The sequence below is a fragment of the Candidatus Amarolinea dominans genome, assembly GCF_016704685.1.
In the GTDB taxonomy this organism is placed as follows: Bacteria; Chloroflexota; Anaerolineae; order SSC4; family Amarolineaceae; genus Amarolinea; species Amarolinea dominans.
Genome location: NZ_JADIZS010000079.1, coordinates 93,868 through 118,599, shown reverse-complemented (window position 1 = coordinate 118,599; position 24,732 = coordinate 93,868). Strand labels below are relative to the sequence as shown.

Here is a 24,732-nt window from a genome sequence, read left to right as displayed (position 1 = left end):
AAGATCGAATGGCACGGGTAAAGGGTGGCTTGGACGAGCCTGGCACTGCGAATCAGGCTCTCATGCAACCAACAATCAGCGTAGCGGCGCACCGTGATCGCTGACGTTTTCCTGGGAGCGGTGATGACAACCGAGGTTCGACTGGGTGTAGCGGGAGTGATTTGGGATGGTCAGGGCCAAGCCGGCTTCTTTGCCATGCCTGTGCAACACCCATCACGCGTTATGCCATTCCGATATTTGACCTTTTTGACCTTCCGGGAGAGACCTTCCGGAGAGCCTTGCGGGCCTCGACGGCGGGATTCTACCCTCACGTTTGCCAGTGTAGCATATCAACAGAGCAAACGCAAATCATCAGATCGTTTTTTCTTTGGGCGCTGCTGCCGCGAAATCGCCCGGATTTGATTCGTTGGTACCCGCCAAACGCGCACGCGCACTCCTCACTTGCGGGAGGCAATGATGATACGCCTGGTTCATCTCACTCTCGCCTGGCTGGTCGGCATTGCCCTGGGCGACTGGCTCTGGCAGCATCACCTCATCGCTTGTGGCACACCGCTTTGGATCTGGCCGGCGGCCGCCGGATTGGGTGTCATCATCAGCGCGCGCGCCGGCCGCCTTCCTACACTCAGGCTGGCCGCGGCCCTGGGGGTGATGATCCTACTGGGCCTGACACGCTACCAGGCAACTCCCCTGACGCCCTGCCTGGGGCCGACCGATGTAGCCACCTACAATGGCAGCGACGAACAGCCAGCCACGGTCACGCTCACAGGGGTCATTGACGACGATCCTGATCCCCGCGACCGCCAGACACAGTACCGCGTGCGTGCGCAGAGCCTGCTGGTGGGCGAGGAAGAACACCAGGTTCATGGCCTGGTATTGGTGCAAGGCCCGCGCTATCCCCTCTTTGCCTATGGCGACCAGGTGCGCATCAGCGGCAAGCTGCAAACACCGCCCCAACTCGACGATTTCGACTACCAGGCCTACCTGGCCCGCAAAGGAGTCTATGCTCTGCTGCGCCAGGCGCGCCTCGAACGTCTGGCCGCCGGGCAGGGCAGCCGGGTGTGGGCGGCACTCTACGCCGTGCGGGGCCGCAGTGCGGAGATCATCACGCAACTGATGCCTGCGCCGGCCGCGGGGCTGGCGCAGGGCATCTTGCTGGGCATTGATCGTGAGATTCCCAGGGACCTCTACGAACGCTTCAACCTGACTGGCACCTCGCACATCATCGTTATCTCCGGCTCCAACATCAGCCTGGTCGTCGCCATGCTGGCCTCGGCCGCCACGCGTCTGTTCGGGAAGCGCCGCGCCGTGTGGCTGGTGCTGAGCGGCCTGACGGTCTATGTCCTCCTGGTCGGCGCCGATCCCGCGGTGGTGCGCGCCGGTCTCATGGGCGCGCTGGCGGTGATGGCGCTCTACCTGGGGCGCCAGAGCGAAGCCCTCACCTCATTGGCTGTCGCGGTGTTCGTGATGACGCTCATCAACCCGCTCGACCTGTGGAATGTCGGCCTGCAACTGAGCAGCCTGGCCACCCTGGGGCTGATCCTCTTTTCCACGCCGCTGCAGGAGAGCGCCGAGCGCTTTCTCCTGCGCATCCTGCCCTCCACACGAGCACGCCAGGCGATAGGCCTGCTCAACGACGCGCTGCTGGTCACGCTGGCCGCCAATGTCACCACCCTGCCGCTGATCGTTTACACCTTTCACCGCCTGCCGGTCATCTCCCTGCTGACCAATATGTTGATTCTGCCCGCGCAGCCGCCGATCATGCTGTGGGGCGGCGGCGCGCTGCTGCTCGGCTTGATCTCGCCCCTGCTGCCGCTGGCTCGCCTGCTGGCGCTGGTGCCCTGGCTCTGCCTCAGCTACACCATCGCGGTGGTCCGTTGGACCAGCGCGCTGCCCGGCGCCTCGCTGGAGCTGCCCCATTTCAGCGCGGCCTGGATGTGGGCCAGCTACGCGCTCATTTTCGGCCTGCTGTGGTGGAGTCAGCAGGCGGGCGCACGCCGCGCCGGCTGGTTGCGCGCCCTGGCGACACAGCTACCGGCCAAGACGACCCTGCTGGCGCTGACCGGCGCGCTGGCGATTACCGGCCTGGCCCTGACGCAGATGCCTGATGGGCGCCTGCACGTCACCTTTCTGGACATCGGGCAGGGTGACGCCATCCTGATCGAAACGCCCAGCGGCAATACGGCCCTGGTGGATGGCGGCCCTGCGCCCAGCGCCCTCTTCGCCGCGCTGGGCGAAGCCCTACCGTTCTGGGCGCGACGCCTCGACCTGGTGGTCAGCACGCACGACGACCTGGATCACCTCGGCGGCCTGGTGCCCATCATCACCCGCTACCAGGTGGGGCAGGTGGTGGTCAACGGCCTGGAGGCCCACACGCCCGAATATGCGCAATGGCAGGCGAACCTGGGTATGACCGGGATTCCGGTGTTGCGCGGCCAGGCGGGCGGCCAGATTCACCTGGGCGATGGGGTCTGGCTCGATGTGCTTTCGCCCGGCGCCCAGTGGGTCACCGGCACCAGCGCCGACAGCAACAACAACTCCGTGGTGCTGCGCCTGCGCTACGGCCGTTTTTCTGTGCTGCTGCCCGGTGATATCGAGGCGGTGATGGAGGAGGATCTGCAACGGCAAGGGGCCTGGCTGCAAGCCACCGTCCTCAAGGTGCCGCACCACGGCTCGAATACGTCATCCACGGCGGACTGGTTGCAGGTCGTCCACCCGCAGTTGGCGGTCATCGAGGTTGGCAAAGACAACACCTTCGGCCATCCCAAGCCGGAGATTCTGGCCCGCTATCGTGACCTGGGCATCCCGGTGCTGCGCACGGACCTCAGTGGCACGATCGAAGTGAGCAGCGACGGGCGCCGATTCTGGATCGTCAGCGCCCGCTGACTTCGCCAAGTCGTGAACGATCAGGGATCACTACCATTCCGTCAGTTTCCAGATCTCCGGCTGCGCGTCGCCAGCCTCCACACCGATCTCGGCAAAAATCACCACGGCCTGCTTGAGCTGCGCCATCGCCTCTTCGCCGCGTCCGGCTGCATGGAGCAGGTCGGCCAGGTTGTTGCGCAGCGCAGCCTCGCGGTGGCGGTCGCCCAGGGCGATGCCCAGCGCCAGCGCCTGCTCGGCCAGGGCGGTAGCCCGCGCCAGATCGCCGCTGTCGGCGCAGGCCAGGGCCAGGTTATTGAGCGCGGCGATGCGGCTGCTAGGGTCGGGCAGGGTCTCGGCGACGGCCAGGCCGCGTTCGAGGTGCGCGGCCGCGGCGGCGTGATCGCCCCGGCTGCGCGCCAGGATGCCCAGGATGTTGTGCGCCTGGGCCGTGCCGCGACGGTCATCGGCCGATTCGGCCGCGGCCAGCGCGTCGCGGGCCAGCGCCGATGCTCGCTCCGCCTGCCCCTGCGCGTGGGCGGCCAGGCTCCAGTCGGCCAGAATGCGGCCGGTCGCAGTGCGCCCGGTCGCGCCGCCTGCCATGTCCAACGCAGCCGCGAAGTGTGCCTCGGCTGACGGCCACGCCCCGCGGCGGGCATGGACCTTTCCCAGTTTGTATTCAACCGCAGCCAGGGCCGCGCTGGCCGGATCACACAACGCCGCGGCCGCCTCGTAGCTCGCCAGCGCCGCGGTGTAGGTCCCCAAGAGCACGTGCATATCGCCGCTCGCCTCGTGCAGGTGGCGCGTCTCGGGGTGGCCCAGGGCCAGTGCAGCCTGGTAGTGAGCCAGCGCCTCAGCATTGGCATACAGGCTGCGGGCGTGATCGCCGGCCAGGGCGAAACTGGCCGCGGCGTCGGCGTCCTGCCCGGCCAGCCGGAAATGCCTGCCGATCGTCGCGGCCTGCGCGGCCAGGTCGTGCCGCAGCCGCGCCCGCTCCGCCAGCGCCCTGGCCGCGCGGCCGTGCAGCAGCCGGCGGCGGGCGAAACTCGTCTCGGTGTAGGCCAGGTCGCGCAGCTTCTCATGCGTGAAGTCGTAGCGCGGGGTCGCGCCGGCATCCTCGGCCATCTCGCGGATGATCCCGCGCTGCGCCAGCGCTTCCAGCGCTGAGATCACCTCTTCGTCGCTGCGGCCGCTGGTCGCCAGCAGCGCCTCCAGGTCGAAGGAGCGACCAATCACCGCCGCGGTCTGTAGCGCTTGCCGCGTCGCCTCCCCCACAGCATCCAGCCGCGCGCGCAGCAAATCGGCCACGCCGCGGGGCACGGGCCACTCTCCACCGTCGCCCCCCTCATGCTCCTGCGCCAGAACCTCCATGTAAGCGGCGTAAGCGGCCAGGAAGAGCGGCAGCCCCTCCGTCTCGCGGTACAGCCGGCCGCCGATGCCATCCGGCAAGTTGGCGCCGGCGGTGGACAGGCTGCGCACCATATCGAGCACATCGGCCAGCGCCAGGCGCTTGAGTGTGAACACCGTGCCCAGGCCTGCGCGCTGCGCGTCGGCGGCCAGGCCGCGCAGGCGTGAGACTGTCGGGCCTTCGTCGCTGCGCCAGGCGGCCAGGATGAAGAGCGGCTGTCCGGCCAGCCGGCGCACCAGGTAGGCCAGCAGATCGAGTGAGGCGGCATCCGCCCACTGCATGTCATCGAAGAAGAGCACGTTCGGCGCGGAACCCTGGCAAATGGCGCTGAGCACCTGCCGCAACCCCTCGAAGAAGCGGCTCTGCCCGCCGGGCGCGTCCAGCGGCGGCGGCGGCGGCAGGCCGGGGCGGTGTACGCTCAACTCGGGCAGCAGGCGGGCGGCTTCGGCCAGCCAGTGAGCAGGGAGCGCGCCCAGCCGGTCGGCGCAGCCTGACTGGGCCAACGCGCCGCGCAGGCCATCGGCCACCGGGCCGTAGGCCACGTCCGCTTCACCCTCGTAACAGCGCACCGTGACGATCATCGCGCCCTGGCCGCGGACTCGGGCCAAAAATTCCTCCGCCAGCCGCGTCTTGCCGATGCCCGCCTCCCCTGCGACGGCCACAAAGGCGCCGCTGGTCGCACGGCGCTCGTACACATGCACCAACGCCGTCAATTCGGCGCCGCGGCCCACCAGTGGGAGGAGAGACCTGACAGGTTTTCCGAAACCTGTCAGGTCTGCCGCGGGCGCGGGTTGAGGCCTGTCAGGTCTTTCGAGACCTGTCAGGTCTGGCGGCGATAGGCGGTTGCCCTTGATTGCCTCGTACAGTTCGGTGGTCTCAGCCAGCGGCGCAACGCCCAACTCCTGCTCCAGGATGCGAACGCATTCGCGGTACTGATGGAGGGCCGCGTTGCGCTGATCGGCCCAGGCATAGAGCCGCATGACCTGGCGGTGCGCTTCCTCGCGCAAGGGATCCAACGTCAGCCAGCGCCGGGCTGATGCCAGGGCGGCGGCCAAATCTCCCGCGGCGCTCTGGCCGGCCGCCAGCCGCTCCAGCACCTCGGCCAGCTCCCCGCGCAGCGTTTCGACCTGCATGAACTGCCAGTCGTCGAACTCGGCGCTGTCGCGCAGGCTGAAGCCGGCCAGGAAGTCGTCGCCGTAGAGCGCCGCGGCTTCGACCAGGAGTGGCAGGCACGCGGGGCAGGTGTCGGCCGCGGGGTGGCCGTGCTTCCCGCAGGCGGCCAGACGCGCGCGGAACTCAGTCACGTCCACCCAGAGGTTCGCGCTGGGAATCAGGGCGACCGTCTCCCGATCAATAGCCAGGTGTTCTTCGCCCAGGGCGGTGCGCAGCGTGGAGAGCGTGCGCCGCAGGGCCGCCCGTGCGTGCTCGTCGTCGTACTCGGGCCAAAGCAGACCGGCCAACGCTTCGCGCGCGTGGCTGCGCCCGCTGACCGCCAGATAAGCCAGCAGCGCGGTCGCCTTGCGTGTGTCTACGGCAACCGGCGCACCGTCGCGTGCGATGCCCGGCGCGCCCAGGAGGCGGATGGTGAGTTGGGTCATGGGTTTTTCTCTCGGCTCGAAACGGCGTCCTGCCGCTCCGGAATCGAGCCTTTAGGCGGTTTGTTGCGCTGCGCACGTGACCGGCTAAAGCCTCGATTCCGATTGCAGGTTTGTTGCGCTGCGCACGTGACCGGCTAGAGCCTCGATTCCGATTGTAGCGCCAAAAGCCAAAAAACGCAACGAACTGCCGCGCCGTAACGGTTGCCGTAACGATTTATGGACGGCGGCGGGGCATGATGACAGCGTATTGAAATTGAGTTATGGAGAGGGCAGATGCCAGGAGGCACAAAAATGGTTCGCACTGAGAAAATGGTTTCCGAGCGCCGGCACACGGCCGGCGACGCGGCGGTGGATGGGCTGCTGGCCGGGGCCGCGGGAGGGGTCGCGATGGCCGCCGTCCTGGTCGCCAGCGGGTTGTTGGCCGGCGCAGGGCCGGCGTCTACGCTGGCCCGCTTCAGCCCGGCGGGATCGGCTTCGCCGCTGACCGGCGGCCTGATCCACCTGGCGGTGTCAGCCGTGTACGGCCTGCTGTTCGGGGTGATCTACCGGCTGGTGCGCCGCGGGCGACTGGCTGGCCGGCCGGCTGGCGTCATCCTCGGCATGGTCTACGGGGCAGCTGCTGGCCCTGGTGGCGCAGGGGCTGGCCGCGACCCCTGCCGGCTCAGTTCTGCAGGAGATTCCTGCGCTGCATTTCGCCGTGGCGCATCTCGTCTACGGCGCGGTCACCGGCTGGCTGGTCGGCCGGAGTTGACCAGACTGTGTCATGCTGGGCGGGTATCTTATGCAGGAACCGGCCGAAGCCTCCAATCCGACGCAGTAGGGTCAGTTCCAGAGTAGGTGCAGTTCTGTTTGATCGAAAGGGTAATCGTATGAGCTTACGGACCAGACTTCCGAACACAACAACCAGAATGTTTCCTGGGTTGGCACAAGCCGCGACCGCGCTCGCACTTGCCGCCGCGCTGCTCGTGCTGGCAGCATCGGCGCCGATCCATGTGGCGGGTATCCGCACGGACTGGCAGGTCGTCGCCAGCCTGAAAGCGGTTGGCTCTGTCATCTCACCGCAGGCCTTCGCAACCTATGTGCTCTGCCTCCGTTACCTGGTGATCGCGATTTGCTTCGGCGTCGGCCGGGCTGCTGCTCTGGCGCCGGCCCGGCCGGCCGATGGCGCTGCTGGCGGCGCTGGCATGCGCGCTGCTGCCGTTTGCCTTCAACCTGGGCGGCTATGTCGAGGCCTGGCCGTACCCCGCTCCCTGGGACGGCATCCTGGGCACTGCCCAGGCGGCTCTGGGCTTGATCGGTCTCTGCTCCCTGCTGCTCCTGGTCTATCTGTTCCCGGACGGTCGCTTCAGTCCGCGCTGGCTGTGGCTGCACGCCGGGCTGGGCGTCACGCTCATGGTGGTCGGGTTACTAGCAGGCGACGATGGTTGGGCCGTTATGATGGCCGGCATGGTCTTCACCTTGTTGGTCGGCGGCGCCGGGCAGACCCAGCGCTTTCGGCGCGCCGATGCAAGTCTGCGGGCGCAGGCCAGGCCGGTCGTGATGGCCGTGGTGGCCCTGCCGATCGTCTTTGTGCTGGGGATTGTTTCAGGCATAGTGCTGGATGGTTCTCGCTTCGCCGGGCACGGCGCGTTGGCCAACCTGCATCTCCAGCTTGTTCCTCCGGGGTTTCTCGCGCTCGCGCTGGCGTGGGCGGTGCTGCGGCACGACTTATGGGGCGGCGAGGAGCGCCCACACCGCCGAAGCCTGCGTTTGGTCGCCGTCGCGGTGGGACTGGCTGTTCTGGTGATCGTCGGTCTGCCATTCGGCCTGTCGGCATGGACGGCGCGAGCCAGTGCTGTGGCTACCATGCTGCCAGCGATGCGGCCCGTGCCACTGATCGTGGACGCCGACCTGGCCCACGATGATATCCTGGCGCTGCTGCTGGTGGTGCAGCAGACAGGTGTTGACGTGCGAGGGGTCACGGTGTCCGGCACAGGAGAAGCCCACTGCGCCGCCGGGGTCCGCAATGCGCTGGCTGTGCTGAACGCTGTCGGCCGGGCCGACATTCCGGTTGCCTGCGGCCGCGAGACGCCGTTGAGCGGGACGAACGCTTTCCCCGATGACTGGCGGGCGAGCGCGGACAACCTGTACGGGGTGTACCTCCCCCCGGCGCAGTCCCAGCCGTCGGAGTTGTCTGCCTCGGAGCTCCTGCTGGCGACCGTGCGGGCCTCGAACGAAAGGACAGTGGTGCTGACCCTCGGCCCCTTGACCAACCTGGCGGAGTCCCTACAGACCGACCCGGCCATTGCAGACAAAATACAAGCCGTGTTCGTGATGGGCGGCGCCGTCCGGGTTGAGGGCAACATCGCCGGCAGCGGCATGGGACTCACCAATCGGACCGCCGAGTGGAATATCTGGGCTGATCCCGAAGCTGCGCAGATCGTGCTGCGGTCGGGCATCCCGCTCGTGCTGGTGCCGTTGGACGCCACCCGGCATGTACCGGTCACGATAGGGTTCCTGCAGCGGTTGGAGGCCGATCGTCGCACCCCGGCCGCTGAGCTGGCCTATCGGCTGCTGGCCGCCAACGAGGCGTTCATCCGCTCGGGCGGCTACCAGTTCTGGGATGTGCTGACTGCGGCGCTGCTGGCGGACGAGGGTCTCGCCCGCTATCAACCGATGCGCCTGACGGTCGTGCAAGACGAGGGGCCGGAAAGCGGGCGCACAGTAGCGGCCGCGGACGGCGCCCCAGTCCGCGTGGCGACCTGGGCGGACGGGGCACGCTTCGAGGAGCTGTTCCTGCGCACGCTCAACCGCTGACAAGTTGTCCTGAAGACAAATCTGTGGGGCAATTCAGCGGATTTCCCCACCCTGCGCCACACGCGCAAGCCGGCGGCTTGCGGTACATCTTGAGCACAGACGGCTGTGTACCGCCAGTTTGCGGTACTCTTGGGTTATGGAGGCGGACGGATGACGGTTAGAAGTGACGCTGGCCGCGTGGACACTCGACTGACAGGTTGGTGGCTGTTCCTGGCCTGGCTGGCTTGGGCGGTCGTCACCCTGCTCACGCTGGCCCTCCTGGTCTACCTGGTCCCTGCAAACTACCGGCTGACCCGGATTGAGTGGGCCGTGGAGGTGGCCAGGCCGGCGGCAGAGGTCTTCGTCTCCTACAACACGTTCGTCGGCATCCTCGTGGCGTTGGAGACGCTAACTGCGGCCGTGGCGTTGGGCATGGGGCTGCTGGTGGCTGCGCTGCGGCCGGCCGACCGCATGGGCTTGCTCACCAGCGCGATCTTGCTGACCATGAGTCCGTTCATGCTCAGCGGTAACATAGATGTCTGGCGCTTCCCGGCCTGGCTGGGCCTGCCGGCGGTTCTCCTGCCGGTATATGCGGCGCTCTTCGTGGTGGGGCTGGTGTTGTTCATTTACCTTTTTCCGGACGGGCGACTCGCCTTCCCGTGGGTGCGATGGCTGGCGGCGCCAGTGGTGGCCGCGGTCGTCCTGTATGTTTTGCGGGCGCCCCTGGGAATTTCGGATCTGTGGATCTCGGAGGCTGGCTGGGGCATCCTCATGGTTGCACTGTTCACGTTGTGGCTTAGCGGTTTGGCGACTCAGGCCTACCGCTACCGCCGCCTGGCACCGGCGGCGCGGCAGCAGATCAAATGGGTGCTGTTCGGCCTCAGCGCGCCGTTGACGGGATTTTCGGCTATGTTCATCGGCCAATTCCTGAGCGCCGATCCAGCCTGGTTTCAGTTTGTGGGCGGGTCGCTGCAGATCACCATTTTTGCGCTGATCCCGGTCACCATCGGCATCTCGATGCTGCGCTATCATCTGTGGGACGTTGACGTCGTCATCCGGCGCACGCTGATCTACGGTGCGCTCACCGGCACGCTGCTGGCGGCGTATCTGTTCAGCATCCTGATTCTCCAGTACTTGTTTCGTGCGCTCACGCGCCAGGAGTCGTCCCTGGCCATCGTGATCTCGACCCTGGCGATCGCCGCGCTGTCCGCGCCGCTGCGCCGCCGTATCCAGGACGCCATTGACCGGCGCTTCTTCCGCAAGAAGTACGATGCGCAGCGGGTGCTGGCGCAGTTCGCTCAAACGGCGCGCGACGAGACCGACCTGGACGCACTGACAGGGGAGCTGGCCCGCGTGGTGCAGGAGACACTGCAGCCGGAGCGGGTGAGCGTGTGGTTGAATAAGGAGCGGAAATGAACACATTGAACAAGTGGACCCGAAAAATACATCTTCCATATAAGGGGTGAAATGAGGAGTGAAATGAGAGGTGAATCATGGCCATGTTGAATCGCACCAAAGAGGACCCGTGGCAGCTCAAGACGCCATCGGGAACGTCCGAGTACACGATGCACGTGGACGAAAAGGATGGCAAGAAGGTTCTGGTCTGCACGGTGGGGAGCACCGTGCTCCTTTACGATGCCCGCTGCGTTGATGACTTGCACGCCATGCTCAAAGCCGCCGGTGGCTGGGTCGAGCTTGGCGGAGCGGACGAGCAGAAACCCGCGAAGGCGGGGACTGTCGAAGCCTGGGGGCGGTCGGAAGACAATCCGGTTGGCGGCTGGTACGGGCTTAAGAAGGGGCTGCGCGGCCGTTTTGGCGTCTACCTGCCGCCGCTCATGGAAGCGCTCGGCCTGTGCGATCTTGAGCACAACCCGAAGAACAATCGCATGCGTGCCAGGTAAGACACCTGACTTGTCTGCAATCGAGTGTGCTTCAGCACACTTTCGCCTTATCAGCCACCGAATTCATTCGGTGGCGCTGCGGCGGCGCGACTGAAGGAGAGAGCCGTAAAATGAATCGTTTCCAAAGCCATCTTCTGACGTTCGCCCGCGCATTCTGGCTTGCATTCCTGTTGTTCAAGTGGGTCTACTGGATCGCCAGCATGCCCCGCTTCTTCGCGTTGGTGAACGCGGGCGCCATTCCGACGGTGGTGACCAGCGGCGGTGTACAGGTGTCGCCCGAACTCTTTGCGGCCGCCGCGGCCGTCTGGGGGGTGTCCGTTCCCGCCTGGGCCGTGCTCAACACCCTGATCAACATCCTGAGCGCCGTCGTGTTCACACTGACGGCCGCGTTGGTGGCATGGCGGCTGCGCACCTGGTTCGGCTGGCTCACGGCGATGGTGCTGTCGGTCGGTGGTTCCAACGTCCAGAGCAACGTCGTCCGCACGGCCATGATTTCGCCGGTTCCGCTCGGTTCGGAGCGGTCTTGATTGTCCCGCTTTTCTTCCTGGTCCTTAGTTCGCAAATCTATCGCTATCTGCGGGTGTCCGGCAGAGTTGACCGAGACCAAACGAAGTGGTTCTTGTTCGGCCTGGTCGTGGCCGTGGGGTTTCCCCTGGTCGCCGGGCTGTTCGTGACCCTGCCCACCGAGGTCGAGGTGATAGCCTTTATGGCGATCCCGCTGGGCATCGGTGTCGGCGTGCTGCGCTACCGGCTGTGGGACATTGACGTTATCATCCGCAAGACACTGGTCTACACCGCCGTGACCGCACTGCTGGCGTTGGTCTACTTCGGGGGCGTGGTGCTCTTGCAGCGGCTGTTCGGCGCGCTGACGGGCGTCGCGCAATCGCCGCTGGCCGTGGTGGTCTCGACGCTGGCGATCGCCGCGCTCTTCACGCCGCTGCGCCGCCGCATCCAGGATGGCATTGACCGGCGCTTCTTCCGCAAGAAGTACGATGCGCAGCGGGTGCTGGCGCAATTCGCCGTCACGGCGCGCGACGAGACCGACCTGGACGCGCTGACCGGCGAGCTGGCCCGCGTGGTGCAGGAGACGCTGCAGCCGGAGCGGGTGAGCGTGTGGCTGCGCAAAAAGTGATGTAAGGAGGATACCCAATGACTTTCGACGAAATTGACATGTATTCCGGCCTGGCGGCGCTGCACTGGTCGGCCTATGACGAACCGACCTGGGATCACGACTTCTACAAGCGCATCGTGGAGCAGGCCGGCGGGCTGGCGTTGGACGTGGCCTGCGGCGCGGGGCGGCTGCTGCGCCGGTATCTGCAGGCGGGGCTGGCGGTCGAGGGGGTGGACAGCTCGGCCGACATGCTGGCGGTCTGCCGGCAGAAGGCCGAGGCCGACGGCCTATCGCCGGTGCTGTATTGCCAGCCGATGCAGACGCTCGATCTGCCCAAGCGCTACGCGTGCATCTACGTTCCTTGCGGCAGCTTCACCTGCGTCATCGGCCAGGAGAATGCACTCGAGGCGTTGCGGCGCTTCCACCGCCACCTGCTGCCCGGCGGTGTGCTGGCCTTCAACGCCTATTTCGGCGATTGGGGTGATTACGACTACAACAAGCCGGAGGGTGAACGCGCCTATCCGTCAGAGTGGAAGCCGCACGTCATCAAAGAGTTCGGCGGCGGGCGGCGCCTGGTGGTCGAACGTCGCTGGACCGGCGTGGATCCCGTCGAGCAGATCAGCAGCGAGCAGCGACGTTATCGGCTCTACGACGGCGAGCAGTTGTTGCAGGAGGAGGTTCACGCCGGCCAGAACCATTGGTACTTCAAGAAGGAGTTGCTGCTGATGCTGCGCCTGGCCGGTTTTGCGGACGTGCAGGTCAAGGGCGATTACACCGACGAGGACTTCGGCCCGCAGCACACGGGTACGATAGTCTTCATCTGCCGGAAGCCAGATCGCGCGGGTTAGTAGTGCAGGCGACGCTGCAGCCGGAGGGGGTGAGTGTGTGGCTCAAGCCTAGCGACCGGCAACAAGGGCAATGAAGCACGTTCGCCACAGCAACGTTGCTACCTTCACTTTGCTCGCCAATGATGACGCCGCTATAATGATGTCTGAGGTTGATCGGATTTGGAATGGAGGACACCATGGTGATGCAGCTTGCTGTGAACGAGTTAACCGTTGCCCAGTTGGAACACGTCGCTCGCGAAAAGAACACGACACCGCAACGGCTGGCCGAGCAGGCTATTCGTGAGTTCCTGCGCAGCGAGGCGCGCCGGACTATGCAACGCGAGATGAATACGTTTTTCCAGCTCCACGCGCGACTGCTAGAGGATTATTCCGGCCAATATGTGGCGATCCACCAGGGCAAGCTGGTTGATCACGACTCCGATCAGCTTGCGCTTTATCAACGGGTTGACCGGCGCTATCGCAACACCCCTGTGCTGATCAAACAGGTGCTGGCCAATCCTGAAGAAGAGTATACGTTTCGTTCGCCCACGTTGGAAGGCGCGTCATGAGAGTGCTGACCTATCCAGCATGTACCTGGCGACATTGCACATTGGTTCTCACGTGCTCAACGCAGTGCGAGTTGTGGCAGTTCATGAAGGCAGTGAGGCTATTCTCGGGCGGAATGTCCTGCAGTTCCTGGTGGTGACGCTCAACGGCCCTGCGGCAGCGACCGAGGTTGTCGTCTAGCGAACCGCACGCGCTATCTGCACAAGTCACACCACCGGTCATGATGAAAGCGATGGCCGGCTTTTTTTGCGTACAATGCTATCGTAACGCTTTTCGTAACGATTCTTGGACGGCCGGGTGGTATCCTGTAGTCCAGGAGATAAACCATGAGCACAACAACTCTGACATCACGACAGGAAGCGCGGCCCGGCGCGGTGGTGACGCCCCAACCGAAAGCGACCCTGCGGACGGCCGGCGGGCTACCGATGCTGCTGGACGCGCGGGCTGGCTTAGATGTTGGAAGACCATCACAGCATGACTGAAATGCCATCCTCGCCCCAGACAAGAAACTCACTGCCGGTCAGCAAGCGTCACGGACGCTTGCTGACCGTTGCTCGTGGCTTGCTGGCCTTCGCGCTCGTGAGCCTCTTCGTGCTGTGGCTCGTCAGCCTGCCAGAGTATTTCACGCGCATCACGACGCTTACAGTGGAAACCTACTCACAGGCGGGCGAGGCCATTTGGGACATTGACGTCATCATCCGCAAGACGCTGGTCTACGGTGTACTGACGGCGCTGCTGGCGCTGGTTTACTTCGGGGGCGTGGTGCTCTTGCAGCGGCTGGTCGGGACGCTGACGGACGCGGCGCAGTCGCCGCTGGCGGTGGTGGTCTCGACGCTGGCGATCTTCATCCTGTTCGCGCCCTTGCGCGGCCGTATCCAGGACGTCATTGACCGGCGCTTCTTCCGCAAGAAGTACGACAGCCAGCAGGTGCTGGCGCAGTTCGCTCAAACCGCGCGCGACGAGACCGACCTCGACGCGCTGACCACAGAGCTGGCCCGCGTGGTGCAGGAGACGTTGCAGCCGGAGGGGGTGAGCGTGTGGTTGAAGGAGTCGGCCCCGGTTCAGGGACGACGATAAATGTCGTGTGTGCCGATGTTGCGAAAGACGTAGATGAGTTCCCCGGTCTGAGGATCTTGTTCGATGTGGAAAGTGAAGACGTACTGGAGTGTAATGTGGCCTTCCCAAATGTCCGAATGCCCTTGCTTGCGACGCAAGCGCGCGCCACCGGAAGCGGAACGCTTGCTTCGCGGGACGCAGCATACGCTCCCAGAAGGTTTGGGCAGGACGGAACTTCATTGCTGGTCCAGAAAAGCAATCATGTCGTCCATCCGATCGAAGGTCTGCACGCGGCCCCCGGCGATGGCCAGGTTTGCGGCGCGCTCCTTTTCCTGCCACTCCGGTGTCCAGAAATAGGTCTGCTCGGCTGCCATGCGCAGGGCATCCAGGATCACTTCCTGGGCGGAAGCGCCCGGCGCCGTGCTACTTGCCAGCTTTGCCAGGGATTGACGGACGATGTCTTCTTGATCGGGTGGCACAGCCACGACCAACTGTGGCCGTCGGGCGTTGGCAGTATCCAACCGAACGTCTGGCTGGTAACGATAGGACATGCGATCTCACTCCTTTCTCGCACTGCGGGTTCGTACAATCACAGTGTTATTATAGCATGGGTGCGCCGACTGTGAAAAGCAGCCGGCAGTTCCCAGGGCGGCCAACGCTATGACTACAACGACTCGCACTTCACAACGCTCAACGGGTCTGTCAACTGCGGAAAGGCGCTTCGACTGGCGCAGTTCGCCCTCACGGCGCGCGACGAGACCGACCTGGACGCGCTGACCGGCGAGCTGGCGCGGGTGGTGCAGGAGACGCTGCAGCCGGAGGGGGTGAGTGTGTGGCTGAGGGGACCTACTGTGGTGAGAGGAGAGAACGCCAACGAGCAAGATCAATAGCTCGATCGTCGCGGCTGGCCAGGTGCAGGCCCGCGTGGATTGATTTCTCGCCTAACGCTTGCACCAGCGCTCCGGGCAAGGATGACAGCGTAACGTGGTTCAGCAGGAAGCGAATAGCACCCTGATCGCTCAAGAGGAAAGATACCAGCCTATCCTCAACCTTTTCCCAATCCCGATAGCTCAACCGTCCCACTGAACGCCGAATCAGCGTTTGCTCGATGGTCAGCAACCGTCCGCGCACCAGCGATGGATAGCGAAGTCCTGCCGCCGCCCAATCCGCCAAGACATGATCGTACGGTCCCACGTTGCCTATCTGCGAGGTGATTCCGGCAGCAACCACGTCTGGTCGGGCCAGATTGTAGGAATCACTACTCACGATCAACGCAGGTCGCACCTTGCCGCCCGTCAGATCGCTGTACTCATAGGGCACGGCAATGATGTCACCACGACGATATGGCATCGCGTACCTCATCTGCTATCCAGTCATCAGGCATGGCCTGCCAGTCTTCTTGCATGGAGGCTACCGACAGCCAGTAATCTTGGCGCAGCGCACCATCATCTCGTTCGAACAACAGCGCCAGCGCCTGTTCCACGACCGCGGCGTCGGTGACGCCGTATGTCTGCGCTAATTGGCGTAGCTGGCGCGCCGTAGTTCGTGTTAAAGCCAGTGAAAACTCTACCTGAGCCATTGTCATGACTACGACCTCTCCTTTGTCAAAGCCGCCCTGGAGTTGGCTGAGTGCTTCGGCACGTTACCTACAATGATCGGATTATAGCATGGATGCCCAGGGCATGGAAACGCCGCAAACTCCGCAAGGTGGTCGCCATAGGTCAGTTCTGGGCGTGCGAAATGGCTGGAACCTTATGTTCACCAGCTTCGTAACGCTGATCGTAACGAATGGCGGACGGTCGGGTGGTATCCTGTAGCCCAGGAGATAAATCATGAGCACCATAACTCGACTATCGGTTCAACCAACGCCTGGTCGTGGCCTGGATGTATCTGGCCCGGCTGGCATGCCCGTGATCGGGAACACGCTGCAGTTCCAGCGCGACCCGCTGGGATTCCTGATGCGCACCGCGGCCGACTACGGCGACGTGGCCCGCTACCGGCTGGGCAACATCACCTTCTACCAAATCAACCACCCGGACGGCGTGCAGCGCGTGTTGCAGGACAACCACCACAACTATGTCAAAGGCGACCTGTTCGACATCATCCGCCGGGTGGCGGGCGACGGCCTCTTCACGAGCGAGGGGGCACTATGGCAGCGCCAGCGACGCCTCATGCTGCCGGCCTTTCACCGCCGCCGCATCGCCGGCTTTGGCGAGATCATGACCGGCCGCACGCTGGACATGCTGGCGCAGTGGGAACAACGCGCCGATCCCGGCCAGCCGCTCGACGTCGCCGAGGAGCTGACCGGCCTGACCATGGCCATCATCAGCGAGACCATGTTCGGCGCCCGCTTGCCGGCTGACACCCCGGCGGCGCAGCTGCGCCGCCGGGCTGTCAGCCAGGCCATCGGTGTGATTCTGGCCGACGTCAACTTTCGCTTCCAGGTGCCCTTCTACCCCTCCCTGCGCTGGCCCACCCCGCGCAACCGGCGGGCGCTGGCCGCCATGCGCACCGTGGACGACGTGGTGCTAGGCATCGTCGGGCAGCGGCGCCGCAGCGGCGAGGAGCGAGACGATCTGCTGGGCATGCTGATGGAGGCGCGTGATGAAGGGACAGGACAGGCTATGAGCGACAAGCAGTTGCGCGACGAGGTGGTCACCATCTTCCTGGCCGGCCATGAGACCACCGCGGTGCTGTTGACCTGGGTGTTTTACCTGTTATCCCAGCACCCCGACGTGGAGACCAGACTGCATGCCGAGTTGACCGAGGTATTAGGCGGCCACACACCTGGCGTGGCCGATGTGCCAAACCTGCACACCGCCCGTATGGTGATTGACGAGACGCTGCGGCTCTACCCGCCGGCCTGGATCACCAATCGGCAAGCTGTGGCCGCGGACGACGTCTGCGGTTACCACATTCCGGCCGGCGCCGTCGTAGGCATCAGCCCGTATGTCATGCACCACTTACCGGCCTACTGGCCCGATCCAGAGCGCTTCGACCCGCAGCGCTTTGCGCCCGATGCGGTGCACGAGCGACCGCGCTTTGCGTACATGCCCTTCGGCGGCGGCCCGCACCAGTGCATCGGCAACAGCTTTGCGCTGATGGAAGCGACGCTGCTCCTGGCCACCGTGGCCCAGCGCTACCGCCTGCGCCTGCCAACCGGCGCGGTGGTGACGCCCCAACCGAAAGCGACCCTGCGGACGGCCGGCGGACTACCGATGCTGTTGGACGCGCGGGCTGGCCTGGATCTTGTCAGAACATCAGCACGTGACTGAACTGCCCTCGTCGTCTCAGACAAGTAACCCACTGCCGGACAGCAAGCACCCGTGGCGCTTGCTGTCCGCTGCCCGTGCCTTGCTGGCCTTCGCGCTCGTGAGCCTCTTCGTGCTGTGGCTCGTCAGCCTGCCAGAGTATTTCACGCGCATCACGACGCTTACGGTGGAAACCTACTCGCAAGCGGGCAGGGTCATCACCAGCAACGAGCTGGTACAGGCGCAAGCTGAGGCGCGCGGGTTATCGTTGGCTGCCTATGCCCTTTATGAGATTGCCCTGACTGTGCTGCTGATGGCTCCGTTCTGGCTTGTGGCCGGCCTCATTCTCTGGCGGGCGCAGGGCGAGTGGTTCGGCTGGTTAACAGCCTTGGTCCTGGCCGGATTGGGCGCCGTTAATGTACAGGAAGTCCTTTACGTTGCACAGCCGCCCGGCCTGGTTGTGATGTTGGTTGACCTGGTGAGCTGGGTTGTGTGGCCCCCTATGTTTATCTGGTTCTTCCTGTTCCCGGGCGGTGGAGCGATCCCCCGCTGGGCATGGCGGTTGGTAGCAGTCCTGCAAGCGATCTTCCTCGCCCTAGATGTACGAGGTTTTCTGGCTGCGTGGGGCGTGCTGGCGCCCGATCCCGCCAATCTGCAATTCGTCCTGGGGCTTCCAATCGCGCTTACCACCGTTGCGCTCGTCCTTTACGCTCAAGCCTACCGCTATCGACGCGTATACTCGGCAGTGGAAAAGCAGCAGGTGAAGTGGTTCGTTTTCGCAATGGCGCTGCTCTTGGTTGAGCTTGTCATCTTCGCTGTCGCCCCCCATGGATGAAGGCTAGCCTCTATGTTCAAGATCTCTTCGGCCTTGGGCTTCTGGTGATCCCAATTTCGATCGGCATCGCCATCCTGCGCTATCGCCTTTGGGACATTGACGTCATCATCCGCAAGACGCTGGTCTACGCCGTGCTGTCCGCGCTGCTGGCGCTGGTCTACTTCGGCAGCGTGGTCCTGTTGCAGCGGCTGTTCGGCGCGCTGACGGGCGTAGAGCAATCGCCGCTGGCGGTGGTGGTCTCGACGCTGGCCATCGCCGCGCTCTTCACCCCACTGCGCCGGCGCATCCAGGATGGCATTGACCGGCGCTTCTTCCGCAAGAAGTACGATGCGCAGCAGGTGCTGGCGCAGTTCGCGCTCACCGCCCGCGACGAGGTGTCGTTAGAAGCGCTCACGGCCGAATTGACACGCGTGGTGCAGGAGACGATGCAACCGGAGAAGGTCAGTTTGTGGTTGCAACCGACAGAAAAACCCCGGAGAAACAACTATGGAGAATAATGCTCCTTACATTTTGAAGGGCAACCAACTCGCCTGGGCACGCTTGACCTGGATGGTGATTGCGCTGGCGATGTTTGGCGTTGTGATGGCAAGCTGGCCACCTTACGTCCGGCTATTAAATATGGTTTGCGAAACGTGCCGGATGACTCCCGTTTATGCGGAAACTTTGCAGGCCAGCGGAATCAGCGTGGAACAGTGGGTAATTTTCCAGATCATCCCTAATATAATAGTTTTTCTGGGGTGGATGGGGATGGGGACAGTGATTTTCCTGGTCAAATCCAATGACCGGCGTGCTTTACTGTTCTCTGTGCTGTTGATCATCATCGGGGCCAGTTTTGGGGGAACCATGGGCCTCCTGGCCGATCACATTCCTGCATGGGTTTGGGTGAATAACATCTTCAACTATGCAAGTTTCCCTTGTTTGGTCAGCTTGATCTATCTTTTCCCCAATACCGCTTTCAAGCCACGCGGCCTGGCCTGGCTTTTGGGCTTATTGTGTGTTCTTTTTATTCCCATCCCATTCACGAATTCTAATTTTCCAATTGCCTATAACTTCATCTTCGGTTTGTCTTTTGTGGTTTCTTGCATCGTCGTGCCCGTCTATCGCTACCGGCGGGTGATGACATTCAACGAACGCCAGCAGACGAAATGGGTGATATTCGGCATTGTGCTGGCGATGGCAGGCATCGCAACGACCCTAGCGCTTGTGGCAAATGGGCCAATTTCTTGTGATCCTCTTGGTGGACCCAAACTCTATTGCGACATCGTGCAGGGTATTGGTTATAGTCTCTCGCCTTTGATGATTCCCATTTTTATCGGGATTGGGATTTTGCGCTCGCGTTTGTGGGACATTGACATCCTCATCCGCCGCACCTTGCAATACACCCTGCTGACCGGCCTGTTGGCGCTTGTGTATTTCGGGGGGATCGTGATCCTCCAGGGAATTCTCGGCCCCTTGACGGGGTCCGCGAGTTCTCCCATCGTCACCGTGATCACCACGCTGGGGATTGCCGCGTTGTTCACCCCCCTCCGCCATCGCGTGCAGGACTTCATCGACCGCCGCTTCTTCCGCAAGAAGTACGACAGCCAGAGGGTGCTGGCGCAATTCGCTCAGACGGCGCGCGATGAGACCGATCTCGACGCGCTGACGGGGGAGCTGACGCGGGTGGTGCAGGAGACGTTGCAGCCGGAGCGGGTGAGCGTGTGGTTGACTCCTTCTGGTCATAAATCGGAGACGGTGTAACGATGATGAACCGAATACCGGGCCGTCGAGACACTGACCGCATCCTCGGCAAACTCGTGCTTGGGCTAATGTTGGCGTATTGGCTTTGGATGTTGTTTGACCTGGTCACTCACCCCGTTACCGCGGGGCCCAATGCGGGTGGTCCTGGTTTTCGCTGGCTCTCGGCACTGACCGGTATCACCACCGTCCTGACAGCTCTTTTTGTGATGCGGCGCGTGCCAGGCAACCTGGTAGGTCCCTTGCTGCTTTTGTGGGGAGTTGGTGCGACCGGCTGGTCGTTGCGCTCGGAATGGGTGAATGTGCAGGTTGGAACCCTGGCATCCACGGCCTTTGGAATAATCTTCTTCTGCATCTCCTGCCCGGCGGCTATCTTGTTGCTATTGTTGTTTCCCGATGGCAAACCATACCCGTCACGGCTGGCACGCTGGCTTCCACTCATGACCGGTCTGGTGGTCGTAGCCGGCATATTTTACTTGTTTGGCTATTATAAACCAGACTCGCCGGGCAACATTCCCAATCTTCTCTACATCCCCTCGCTGAGGGGCACAGGGCTAATGATTTACCTGGTGGCGTATCTGGCGGTAATGACCATCGCTCTGGTCACCCTGCTCTTGCGCTATCGCTCCGGCGACGAGCGCCTGCGGCTGCAGATCCGTTGGCTAGGCTGGTTACTTGGAGTAGGCATCCTGCTTGGTGTTATCCCGTTCGAGAGATTGTTCGGGCCGCAAGTTGCCTACTGGGTAATTCTGATCACCTATATCTTCTGGCAGTCCTTCCTGGCCTTAGGGATCGGTATAGCCGTTCTGCGCCACAACCTGTGGGGAGTTGACGTCGTCATCCGAAAAACGCTGGTCTACGCAGTGTTGACGGCGCTGCTGGCGCTGGTTTACTTCGGCAGCGTGGTGCTCCTCCAGCGGCTGGTCGGGACGCTGACGAGCGTCGAACAATCGCCGCTGGCGGTGGTGGTCTCGACGCTCGCGATCGCCGCGCTGTTTACGCCCCTGCGCCGCCGCATTCAGGACGCGATTGACCGGCGCTTCTTCCGCAAGAAGTACGACAGCCAGCGGGTGCTGGCGCAATTCGCTCAAACGGCGCGCGATGAGACCGATCTCGACGCGTTGACGGGGGAGTTGACGCGGGTGGTGCAGGAGACGTTGCAGCCGGAGCGGGTGAGCGTTTGGCTGAGAGAAACAAAAAGCCCGAAGGCTGGTTGAAGCCATTCGGGCTGAGAAGTAGCATGATCAGTTTGCACGATCAGGCCAACTGTGGAACCTGCCGGATGTCGGCGTCCCAGTGAATCTGCTGTACGATGCGCACCCGTTTCTGCATCTTGATGTGGATGCGTTCACTGCCAGGCGGCAACGGCGTGGCCTCCGCCAGAGCCAGGTTGGCTTTGTTGAATTCCGGATCATCCACATCGAGCAGGACCAGCGCCGCTTTGTCCGGAATCCTGTCGAGGATTTCGGGGTGATCGAAAACGTATCGGTTGAACTGTTCGCTCAACTCGAAGATCTTGTCAGCCATTGTTTGAGCGTTCATTCTGTTTTCCATTGCCAATACCTTTGCATGTAGAAGCGGTAGTTCGTTCGGAGATCCCGCAGCGCAAAGTTGACCGCTTCTTCGTTGTCGGCGAACATCATGGGCGGCGTCTTGACCTGAGAGCCATCGGGCTTAAGATCATCCCGATGCACAAATTGATGCGCATTGTCATAGCGCACGATCGGAGTCCAGTCTTGACCGATCAGCGTCTCCAACTGCACAGCGAACCGCAAGATCCGGCCACGATCTTTCAGGTACCGGACGCGCGGCGCTGTGGCGTCGGGCAAGGGAATGAAGAACTCGCGTTCGTCCATAATGTGAAAATTGTACTACAGCGCGCGGTAATCACCAAGACGCTCAAACCTCGGCCGGGGAATCGGGGTTCCGCCGTCACGGCCCGCGACGAGGCCAACCTGGACGCGTTGACGGGGGAACTGGCCCGCGTGGTGCAGGAGACGCTGCAGCCGGAAGGGGTGAGCGTGTGGTTGCAGGAAAGAAAAGACCGGACTTCGTAACGCTTGCCGTAACGATCTCTGGACGGTACCCTGGTACACTGATGGCGTCATAAGGAAACGGAGCAATATTGAGCAACGCATATCGCAAACCAACTCAAAGACAAACCGGAGAAGGAGAAATATGAACCATACTGCAAACGAGCAATCCCCCTGGCGAGGCGCTCACCATCTCTCGCTCGTCACGCGCGATTTGGACGCAACTGTACGTTTCTATCACGGGTTGCTGGGGATGCCGCTCTTTGGGGCGATGGGGCCGAGGCAGAACCATGGTCGCCACTACCTCTTCAAGGCTGGGCATTTCATCATGCATTTCTTCGAGCAACCGGATGCTGAAATCCCCACGCCGCCCGCCGGCTGGGAAAAGCACGGTGTCGCCTTCCTTCCAGGCACGTACCAGCATGTGGCCGTGGAACTGGCAGATGAAACGGCCTTGTTGGATCTTCACACACGCCTCTCCGCTGCAGGCGTGACCGTTACGGATGTGACAAGCGAGGGGCCAATCCGGTTGTTCTACTTTACGGACAATAACGGCATCCTCATCGAGGCAAACTGGACGCCATTCGATACGTTTGCGATGCCGATAAATTACAGCCATTCCGATCTATTCAGTGATCCCAACCCGACGCCAGCGGTGCAGGAGCTCATTCGTCACGGTCGTCTCGGCGATTAACCTACCGAGGGAAGACGGAGCAATGATGCGCAATCTATTTCGCAAACAGTCTCAGAAAGAGGCGACCTTGCCCACCCCCGCCGAGGCGCTGGTCGAGCCGGCCGCGGTGGCAGCCCAAATCCTTCCGCTGGATTTCGCGCCCAACGACCCACTCAGCGCGTACTTGCTGAGCACCGGCGGCGCGGTGGACCTCGATCGGCTTAAGCTGGACTCGCCCGCGCTGCGTGCGCTGCGCGAGGCCGGGGTCAGGCTGATCGCGCCGCTGGCCGGCCAGGGTGAGTTGATCGGCCTGCTGAACCTGGGGCCGCGGCGCAGCGAGCAGGAGTACACGGCCGACGACCGTCAGCTCCTCGCCGACCTGGCGACCCAGGCCGCGCCGGCCGTGCGCGTGGCCCAGCTCGTCCGCCAGCAGCAGATCGAGACGCAGGCCCGTGAGCGGCTGGAACAGGAGCTGCGCGTCGCCCGCGTCGTCCAGCAGACCCTTCTCCCGAAGGAACTGCCCGAGCTGGATGGCTGGCAGGTGGCGGCCTACTGGCAGCCGGCCCAGGCGGTCAGCGGCGATTTCTATGACTTCATCGCCTTGCCCGACGGCAACCTGGGCGTGGTCGAGGCCGACGTGACTGGCAAGGGCGTGCCCGCGGCGCTCGTCATGGCGGCCACGCGCGGTATTCTGCGCGTCGCGGCCGAACAGGATCCCACCTCTCCCGGCAAAGTCCTGGCGCACGTCAACGACCTGCTCTGCCCCGACCTCCCGCCCAGCATGTTCGTGACGTGCCTCTACGGCGTGCTCAACCCCGCGACTGGGCGCTTCGTTTTCGCCAACGCCGGCCACAACCTGCCCACCAAGCGCACTGCGGAGGCAGTCCTTGAACTGCGCGCCACGGGTATGCCGCTGGGGCTGCTGCCAGACATGACCTATGACGAGCACGAGGCGCTGTTGGCGCCTGGCGAGATGATCCTGATTTACTCCGATGGCCTGGTCGAGGCGCACAACCCGCAGGGCGAGATGTTCAGCTTCCCGCGGCTGCGCACCCTGGCTGGCGGTCTGGGCAGCGGCGCTGACCTCATCGAGCAGTTGCGCGGCGCCCTGGCCGATTTCGTCGGGCCGGGCTGGGAGCAGGAGGACGACGTGACGTTCGTGACGCTGGAGCGCACCTCCCCCCCTCTCCCTTGCAGGGAGAGGGGGCCGGGGGGTGAGGTCCTCGCCGACTTCACCGTGCCCAGCACAACCGACAACGAACGCGAGGCGATGGAACGGGTCGTAGCCGCAGTCGCAGGGCTGGGCTTGTCCGCGGATCGGCTGGAGCGGCTCAAGACCGCGGTGGGCGAGGCGACGATGAACGCCATGGAGCACGGCAACCGTTACGACCCGGAGAAACCGGTCGCTATTCGGGAGCGCCGATGCCGACGCGCTGATCGTCAGCATCAGCGATTACGCCGGCGGCCAGCCGATCCCCGAGATTGACACGCCCCGACCTGGAGGCCAAGCTGGCGGGGCTGCAATCACCGCGCGGCTGGGGTCTCTTCCTCATCCGCAGCATGGTGGACGACATGCGCGTCACCGAGGACGGCGTCCATCACACCGTCGAACTGATCATGAACCTGGGAGCGAAAGGAGATCGCAATGCCAGCCAAACCATTTCAAGCTAGTACCCGACACCAGCCCGATGCAGAGATCATTGACCTGCGCGGGGAGATCAACGCCGCGGCCGAAGCGGGCCTGAGCGCCGCCTACACCGAGGCCGAAGGCCGCAACCCGCCAACCATCGTGCTGAACTTCGGCGAGGTCAGCTACATCAACAGCACGGGCATCGCGCTGATCGTCGGCCTGCTGGCCCGTGCCCGCAAAGCCAAGCGCCGCCTGCTCGTCTTCGGCCTCAGCCCGCACTACCAGGAGATCTTCCAGATCACCCGCCTGGCCGATTTCATGACGGTCTTCCAGGACGAGGCCAGCGCGCTCGCCGGGGGCAGATAGCAGATAGCAAATAGTAAATAGCAGATAGTAAATAGCAGATAGCAGATCGGCGAATGAGCGAATCAACGAATAGCAAATTGCGAAATACGCCACACGCAACACGAG

General features: G+C 63.5%; 27 protein-coding genes. 21 read left to right on the top strand and 6 right to left on the bottom strand.

What is annotated here, in order from left to right; genetic code table 11:
• Positions 1 to 456: 456 nt before the first annotated feature.
• A complete protein-coding gene (locus IPF85_RS26210) occupies positions 457 to 2,883 on the top strand; it encodes a DNA internalization-related competence protein ComEC/Rec2 (RefSeq protein ID WP_343410999.1) in 2,427 nt (808 codons plus the stop codon).
• Between the two features lie 30 nt (positions 2,884 to 2,913).
• On the opposite strand, the gene IPF85_RS26205 is transcribed toward IPF85_RS26210, so the two are convergent.
• Positions 2,914 to 5,865 (bottom strand): AAA family ATPase, encoded by a 2,952-nt coding sequence (locus IPF85_RS26205; protein WP_343410998.1) that lies wholly within the window; start codon positions 5,863 to 5,865, stop codon positions 2,914 to 2,916.
• A gap of 291 nt (positions 5,866 to 6,156) precedes the next feature.
• Here IPF85_RS26205 and IPF85_RS26200 point away from each other — a divergent pair, with 291 nt between their 5' ends.
• From IPF85_RS26200 to IPF85_RS26155, 10 genes are all read left to right on the top strand, one after another.
• Positions 6,157 to 6,702 carry a hypothetical protein gene (locus IPF85_RS26200; RefSeq protein ID WP_343410997.1) on the top strand — a complete coding sequence of 182 codons (546 nt, stop codon included), beginning with the start codon at positions 6,157 to 6,159 and terminating at the stop codon, positions 6,700 to 6,702.
• A 453-nt stretch (positions 6,703 to 7,155) separates the two neighbouring features.
• Positions 7,156 to 8,661, top strand: a complete 1,506-nt coding sequence (locus IPF85_RS26195) for a nucleoside hydrolase (RefSeq protein WP_343410996.1) — start codon at positions 7,156 to 7,158, stop codon at positions 8,659 to 8,661.
• Between the two features lie 150 nt (positions 8,662 to 8,811).
• Entirely contained in the window at positions 8,812 to 10,056 is a 1,245-nt protein-coding gene (locus tag IPF85_RS26190) for a hypothetical protein (protein ID WP_343410995.1), read from the top strand.
• Between the two features lie 77 nt (positions 10,057 to 10,133).
• Entirely contained in the window at positions 10,134 to 10,541 is a 408-nt protein-coding gene (locus IPF85_RS26185; protein ID WP_343410994.1) for a DUF6855 family protein, read from the top strand.
• Between the two features lie 110 nt (positions 10,542 to 10,651).
• On the top strand, positions 10,652 to 11,068 hold the full coding sequence (locus tag IPF85_RS26180; RefSeq protein ID WP_343410993.1) for a hypothetical protein: 417 nt from the start codon (positions 10,652 to 10,654) through the stop codon (positions 11,066 to 11,068).
• Positions 11,065 to 11,673 (top strand): hypothetical protein, encoded by a 609-nt coding sequence (locus IPF85_RS26175; RefSeq protein WP_343410992.1) that lies wholly within the window; start codon positions 11,065 to 11,067, stop codon positions 11,671 to 11,673. Before IPF85_RS26180 ends, IPF85_RS26175 begins: the two co-directional genes overlap by 4 nt.
• Positions 11,674 to 11,690: 17 nt before the next feature.
• Positions 11,691 to 12,500, top strand: a complete 810-nt coding sequence (locus IPF85_RS26170; protein ID WP_343410991.1) for a class I SAM-dependent methyltransferase — start codon at positions 11,691 to 11,693, stop codon at positions 12,498 to 12,500.
• A gap of 176 nt (positions 12,501 to 12,676) precedes the next feature.
• Complete coding sequence (locus tag IPF85_RS26165; RefSeq protein WP_343410990.1) at positions 12,677 to 13,048, top strand: DUF5678 domain-containing protein; 372 nt, start codon at positions 12,677 to 12,679, stop codon at positions 13,046 to 13,048.
• A gap of 324 nt (positions 13,049 to 13,372) precedes the next feature.
• Positions 13,373 to 13,528, top strand: a complete 156-nt coding sequence (locus IPF85_RS26160) for a hypothetical protein (protein ID WP_343410989.1) — start codon at positions 13,373 to 13,375, stop codon at positions 13,526 to 13,528.
• Positions 13,521 to 14,123, top strand: coding sequence for a hypothetical protein (locus IPF85_RS26155; RefSeq protein WP_343410988.1), 603 nt, complete (start codon positions 13,521 to 13,523; stop codon positions 14,121 to 14,123). The genes IPF85_RS26160 and IPF85_RS26155 overlap by 8 nt, the downstream gene beginning before the upstream one ends.
• Before the next feature lie 215 nt (positions 14,124 to 14,338).
• On the opposite strand, the gene IPF85_RS26150 is transcribed toward IPF85_RS26155, so the two are convergent.
• The 3 genes from IPF85_RS26150 to IPF85_RS26140 all read right to left on the bottom strand — a co-directional run bounded on the left by IPF85_RS26150 (position 14,339) and on the right by IPF85_RS26140 (position 15,687).
• Positions 14,339 to 14,653 carry a hypothetical protein gene (locus IPF85_RS26150; RefSeq protein ID WP_343410987.1) on the bottom strand — a complete coding sequence of 105 codons (315 nt, stop codon included), beginning with the start codon at positions 14,651 to 14,653 and terminating at the stop codon, positions 14,339 to 14,341.
• Between the two features lie 295 nt (positions 14,654 to 14,948).
• Complete coding sequence (locus tag IPF85_RS26145) at positions 14,949 to 15,452, bottom strand: type II toxin-antitoxin system PemK/MazF family toxin (RefSeq protein WP_343410986.1); 504 nt, start codon at positions 15,450 to 15,452, stop codon at positions 14,949 to 14,951.
• Positions 15,433 to 15,687, bottom strand: coding sequence for a hypothetical protein (locus tag IPF85_RS26140; protein ID WP_343410985.1), 255 nt, complete (start codon positions 15,685 to 15,687; stop codon positions 15,433 to 15,435). Before IPF85_RS26140 ends, IPF85_RS26145 begins: the two co-directional genes overlap by 20 nt.
• Positions 15,688 to 15,934: 247 nt before the next feature.
• Between IPF85_RS26140 and IPF85_RS26135 the strand changes: the two genes are divergently transcribed.
• The 5 genes from IPF85_RS26135 to IPF85_RS26115 are packed head-to-tail and all read left to right on the top strand — an operon-like array spanning position 15,935 to position 21,142.
• Positions 15,935 to 17,377, top strand: coding sequence for a cytochrome P450 (locus tag IPF85_RS26135; protein ID WP_343410984.1), 1,443 nt, complete (start codon positions 15,935 to 15,937; stop codon positions 17,375 to 17,377).
• Positions 17,370 to 18,188, top strand: coding sequence for a hypothetical protein (locus IPF85_RS26130; RefSeq protein WP_343410983.1), 819 nt, complete (start codon positions 17,370 to 17,372; stop codon positions 18,186 to 18,188). Before IPF85_RS26135 ends, IPF85_RS26130 begins: the two co-directional genes overlap by 8 nt.
• Positions 18,189 to 18,232: 44 nt before the next feature.
• Positions 18,233 to 18,685, top strand: a complete 453-nt coding sequence (locus tag IPF85_RS26125; protein ID WP_343410982.1) for a hypothetical protein — start codon at positions 18,233 to 18,235, stop codon at positions 18,683 to 18,685.
• The gene (locus tag IPF85_RS26120; protein WP_343410981.1) at positions 18,675 to 19,928 is read left to right on the top strand and encodes a hypothetical protein; all 1,254 of its coding nucleotides are present in this window, start codon (positions 18,675 to 18,677) and stop codon (positions 19,926 to 19,928) included. The genes IPF85_RS26125 and IPF85_RS26120 overlap by 11 nt, the downstream gene beginning before the upstream one ends.
• A 2-nt stretch (positions 19,929 to 19,930) precedes the next feature.
• Positions 19,931 to 21,142 (top strand): hypothetical protein, encoded by a 1,212-nt coding sequence (locus IPF85_RS26115; RefSeq protein ID WP_343410980.1) that lies wholly within the window; start codon positions 19,931 to 19,933, stop codon positions 21,140 to 21,142.
• A 40-nt stretch (positions 21,143 to 21,182) separates the two neighbouring features.
• On the opposite strand, the gene IPF85_RS26110 is transcribed toward IPF85_RS26115, so the two are convergent.
• Together IPF85_RS26110 and IPF85_RS26105 are read right to left on the bottom strand one after the other, a co-directional pair.
• Entirely contained in the window at positions 21,183 to 21,467 is a 285-nt protein-coding gene (locus IPF85_RS26110) for a DUF5647 family protein (RefSeq protein ID WP_343410979.1), read from the bottom strand.
• Positions 21,464 to 21,646 carry a hypothetical protein gene (locus tag IPF85_RS26105; protein ID WP_343410978.1) on the bottom strand — a complete coding sequence of 61 codons (183 nt, stop codon included), beginning with the start codon at positions 21,644 to 21,646 and terminating at the stop codon, positions 21,464 to 21,466. Before IPF85_RS26105 ends, IPF85_RS26110 begins: the two co-directional genes overlap by 4 nt.
• 15 nt (positions 21,647 to 21,661) lie before the next feature.
• On the opposite strand from IPF85_RS26105, the gene IPF85_RS26100 reads away from it, so the two are divergent.
• The 5 genes from IPF85_RS26100 to IPF85_RS26080 all read left to right on the top strand — a co-directional run bounded on the left by IPF85_RS26100 (position 21,662) and on the right by IPF85_RS26080 (position 24,627).
• A complete protein-coding gene (locus IPF85_RS26100; RefSeq protein ID WP_343410977.1) occupies positions 21,662 to 21,982 on the top strand; it encodes a hypothetical protein in 321 nt (106 codons plus the stop codon).
• Positions 21,983 to 22,103: 121 nt separating this feature from the next.
• A complete protein-coding gene (locus IPF85_RS26095; protein WP_343410976.1) occupies positions 22,104 to 22,652 on the top strand; it encodes a VOC family protein in 549 nt (182 codons plus the stop codon).
• Between the two features lie 22 nt (positions 22,653 to 22,674).
• Entirely contained in the window at positions 22,675 to 24,117 is a 1,443-nt protein-coding gene (locus IPF85_RS26090) for a SpoIIE family protein phosphatase (protein ID WP_343410975.1), read from the top strand.
• Positions 24,114 to 24,302: a hypothetical protein gene (locus IPF85_RS26085; RefSeq protein WP_343410974.1), complete on the top strand. Its 189-nt coding sequence runs from the start codon at positions 24,114 to 24,116 to the stop codon at positions 24,300 to 24,302. The genes IPF85_RS26090 and IPF85_RS26085 overlap by 4 nt, the downstream gene beginning before the upstream one ends.
• The gene (locus tag IPF85_RS26080; protein ID WP_343391767.1) at positions 24,277 to 24,627 is read left to right on the top strand and encodes an STAS domain-containing protein; all 351 of its coding nucleotides are present in this window, start codon (positions 24,277 to 24,279) and stop codon (positions 24,625 to 24,627) included. Before IPF85_RS26085 ends, IPF85_RS26080 begins: the two co-directional genes overlap by 26 nt.
• The last annotated feature ends 105 nt before the right edge of the window (positions 24,628 to 24,732 follow it).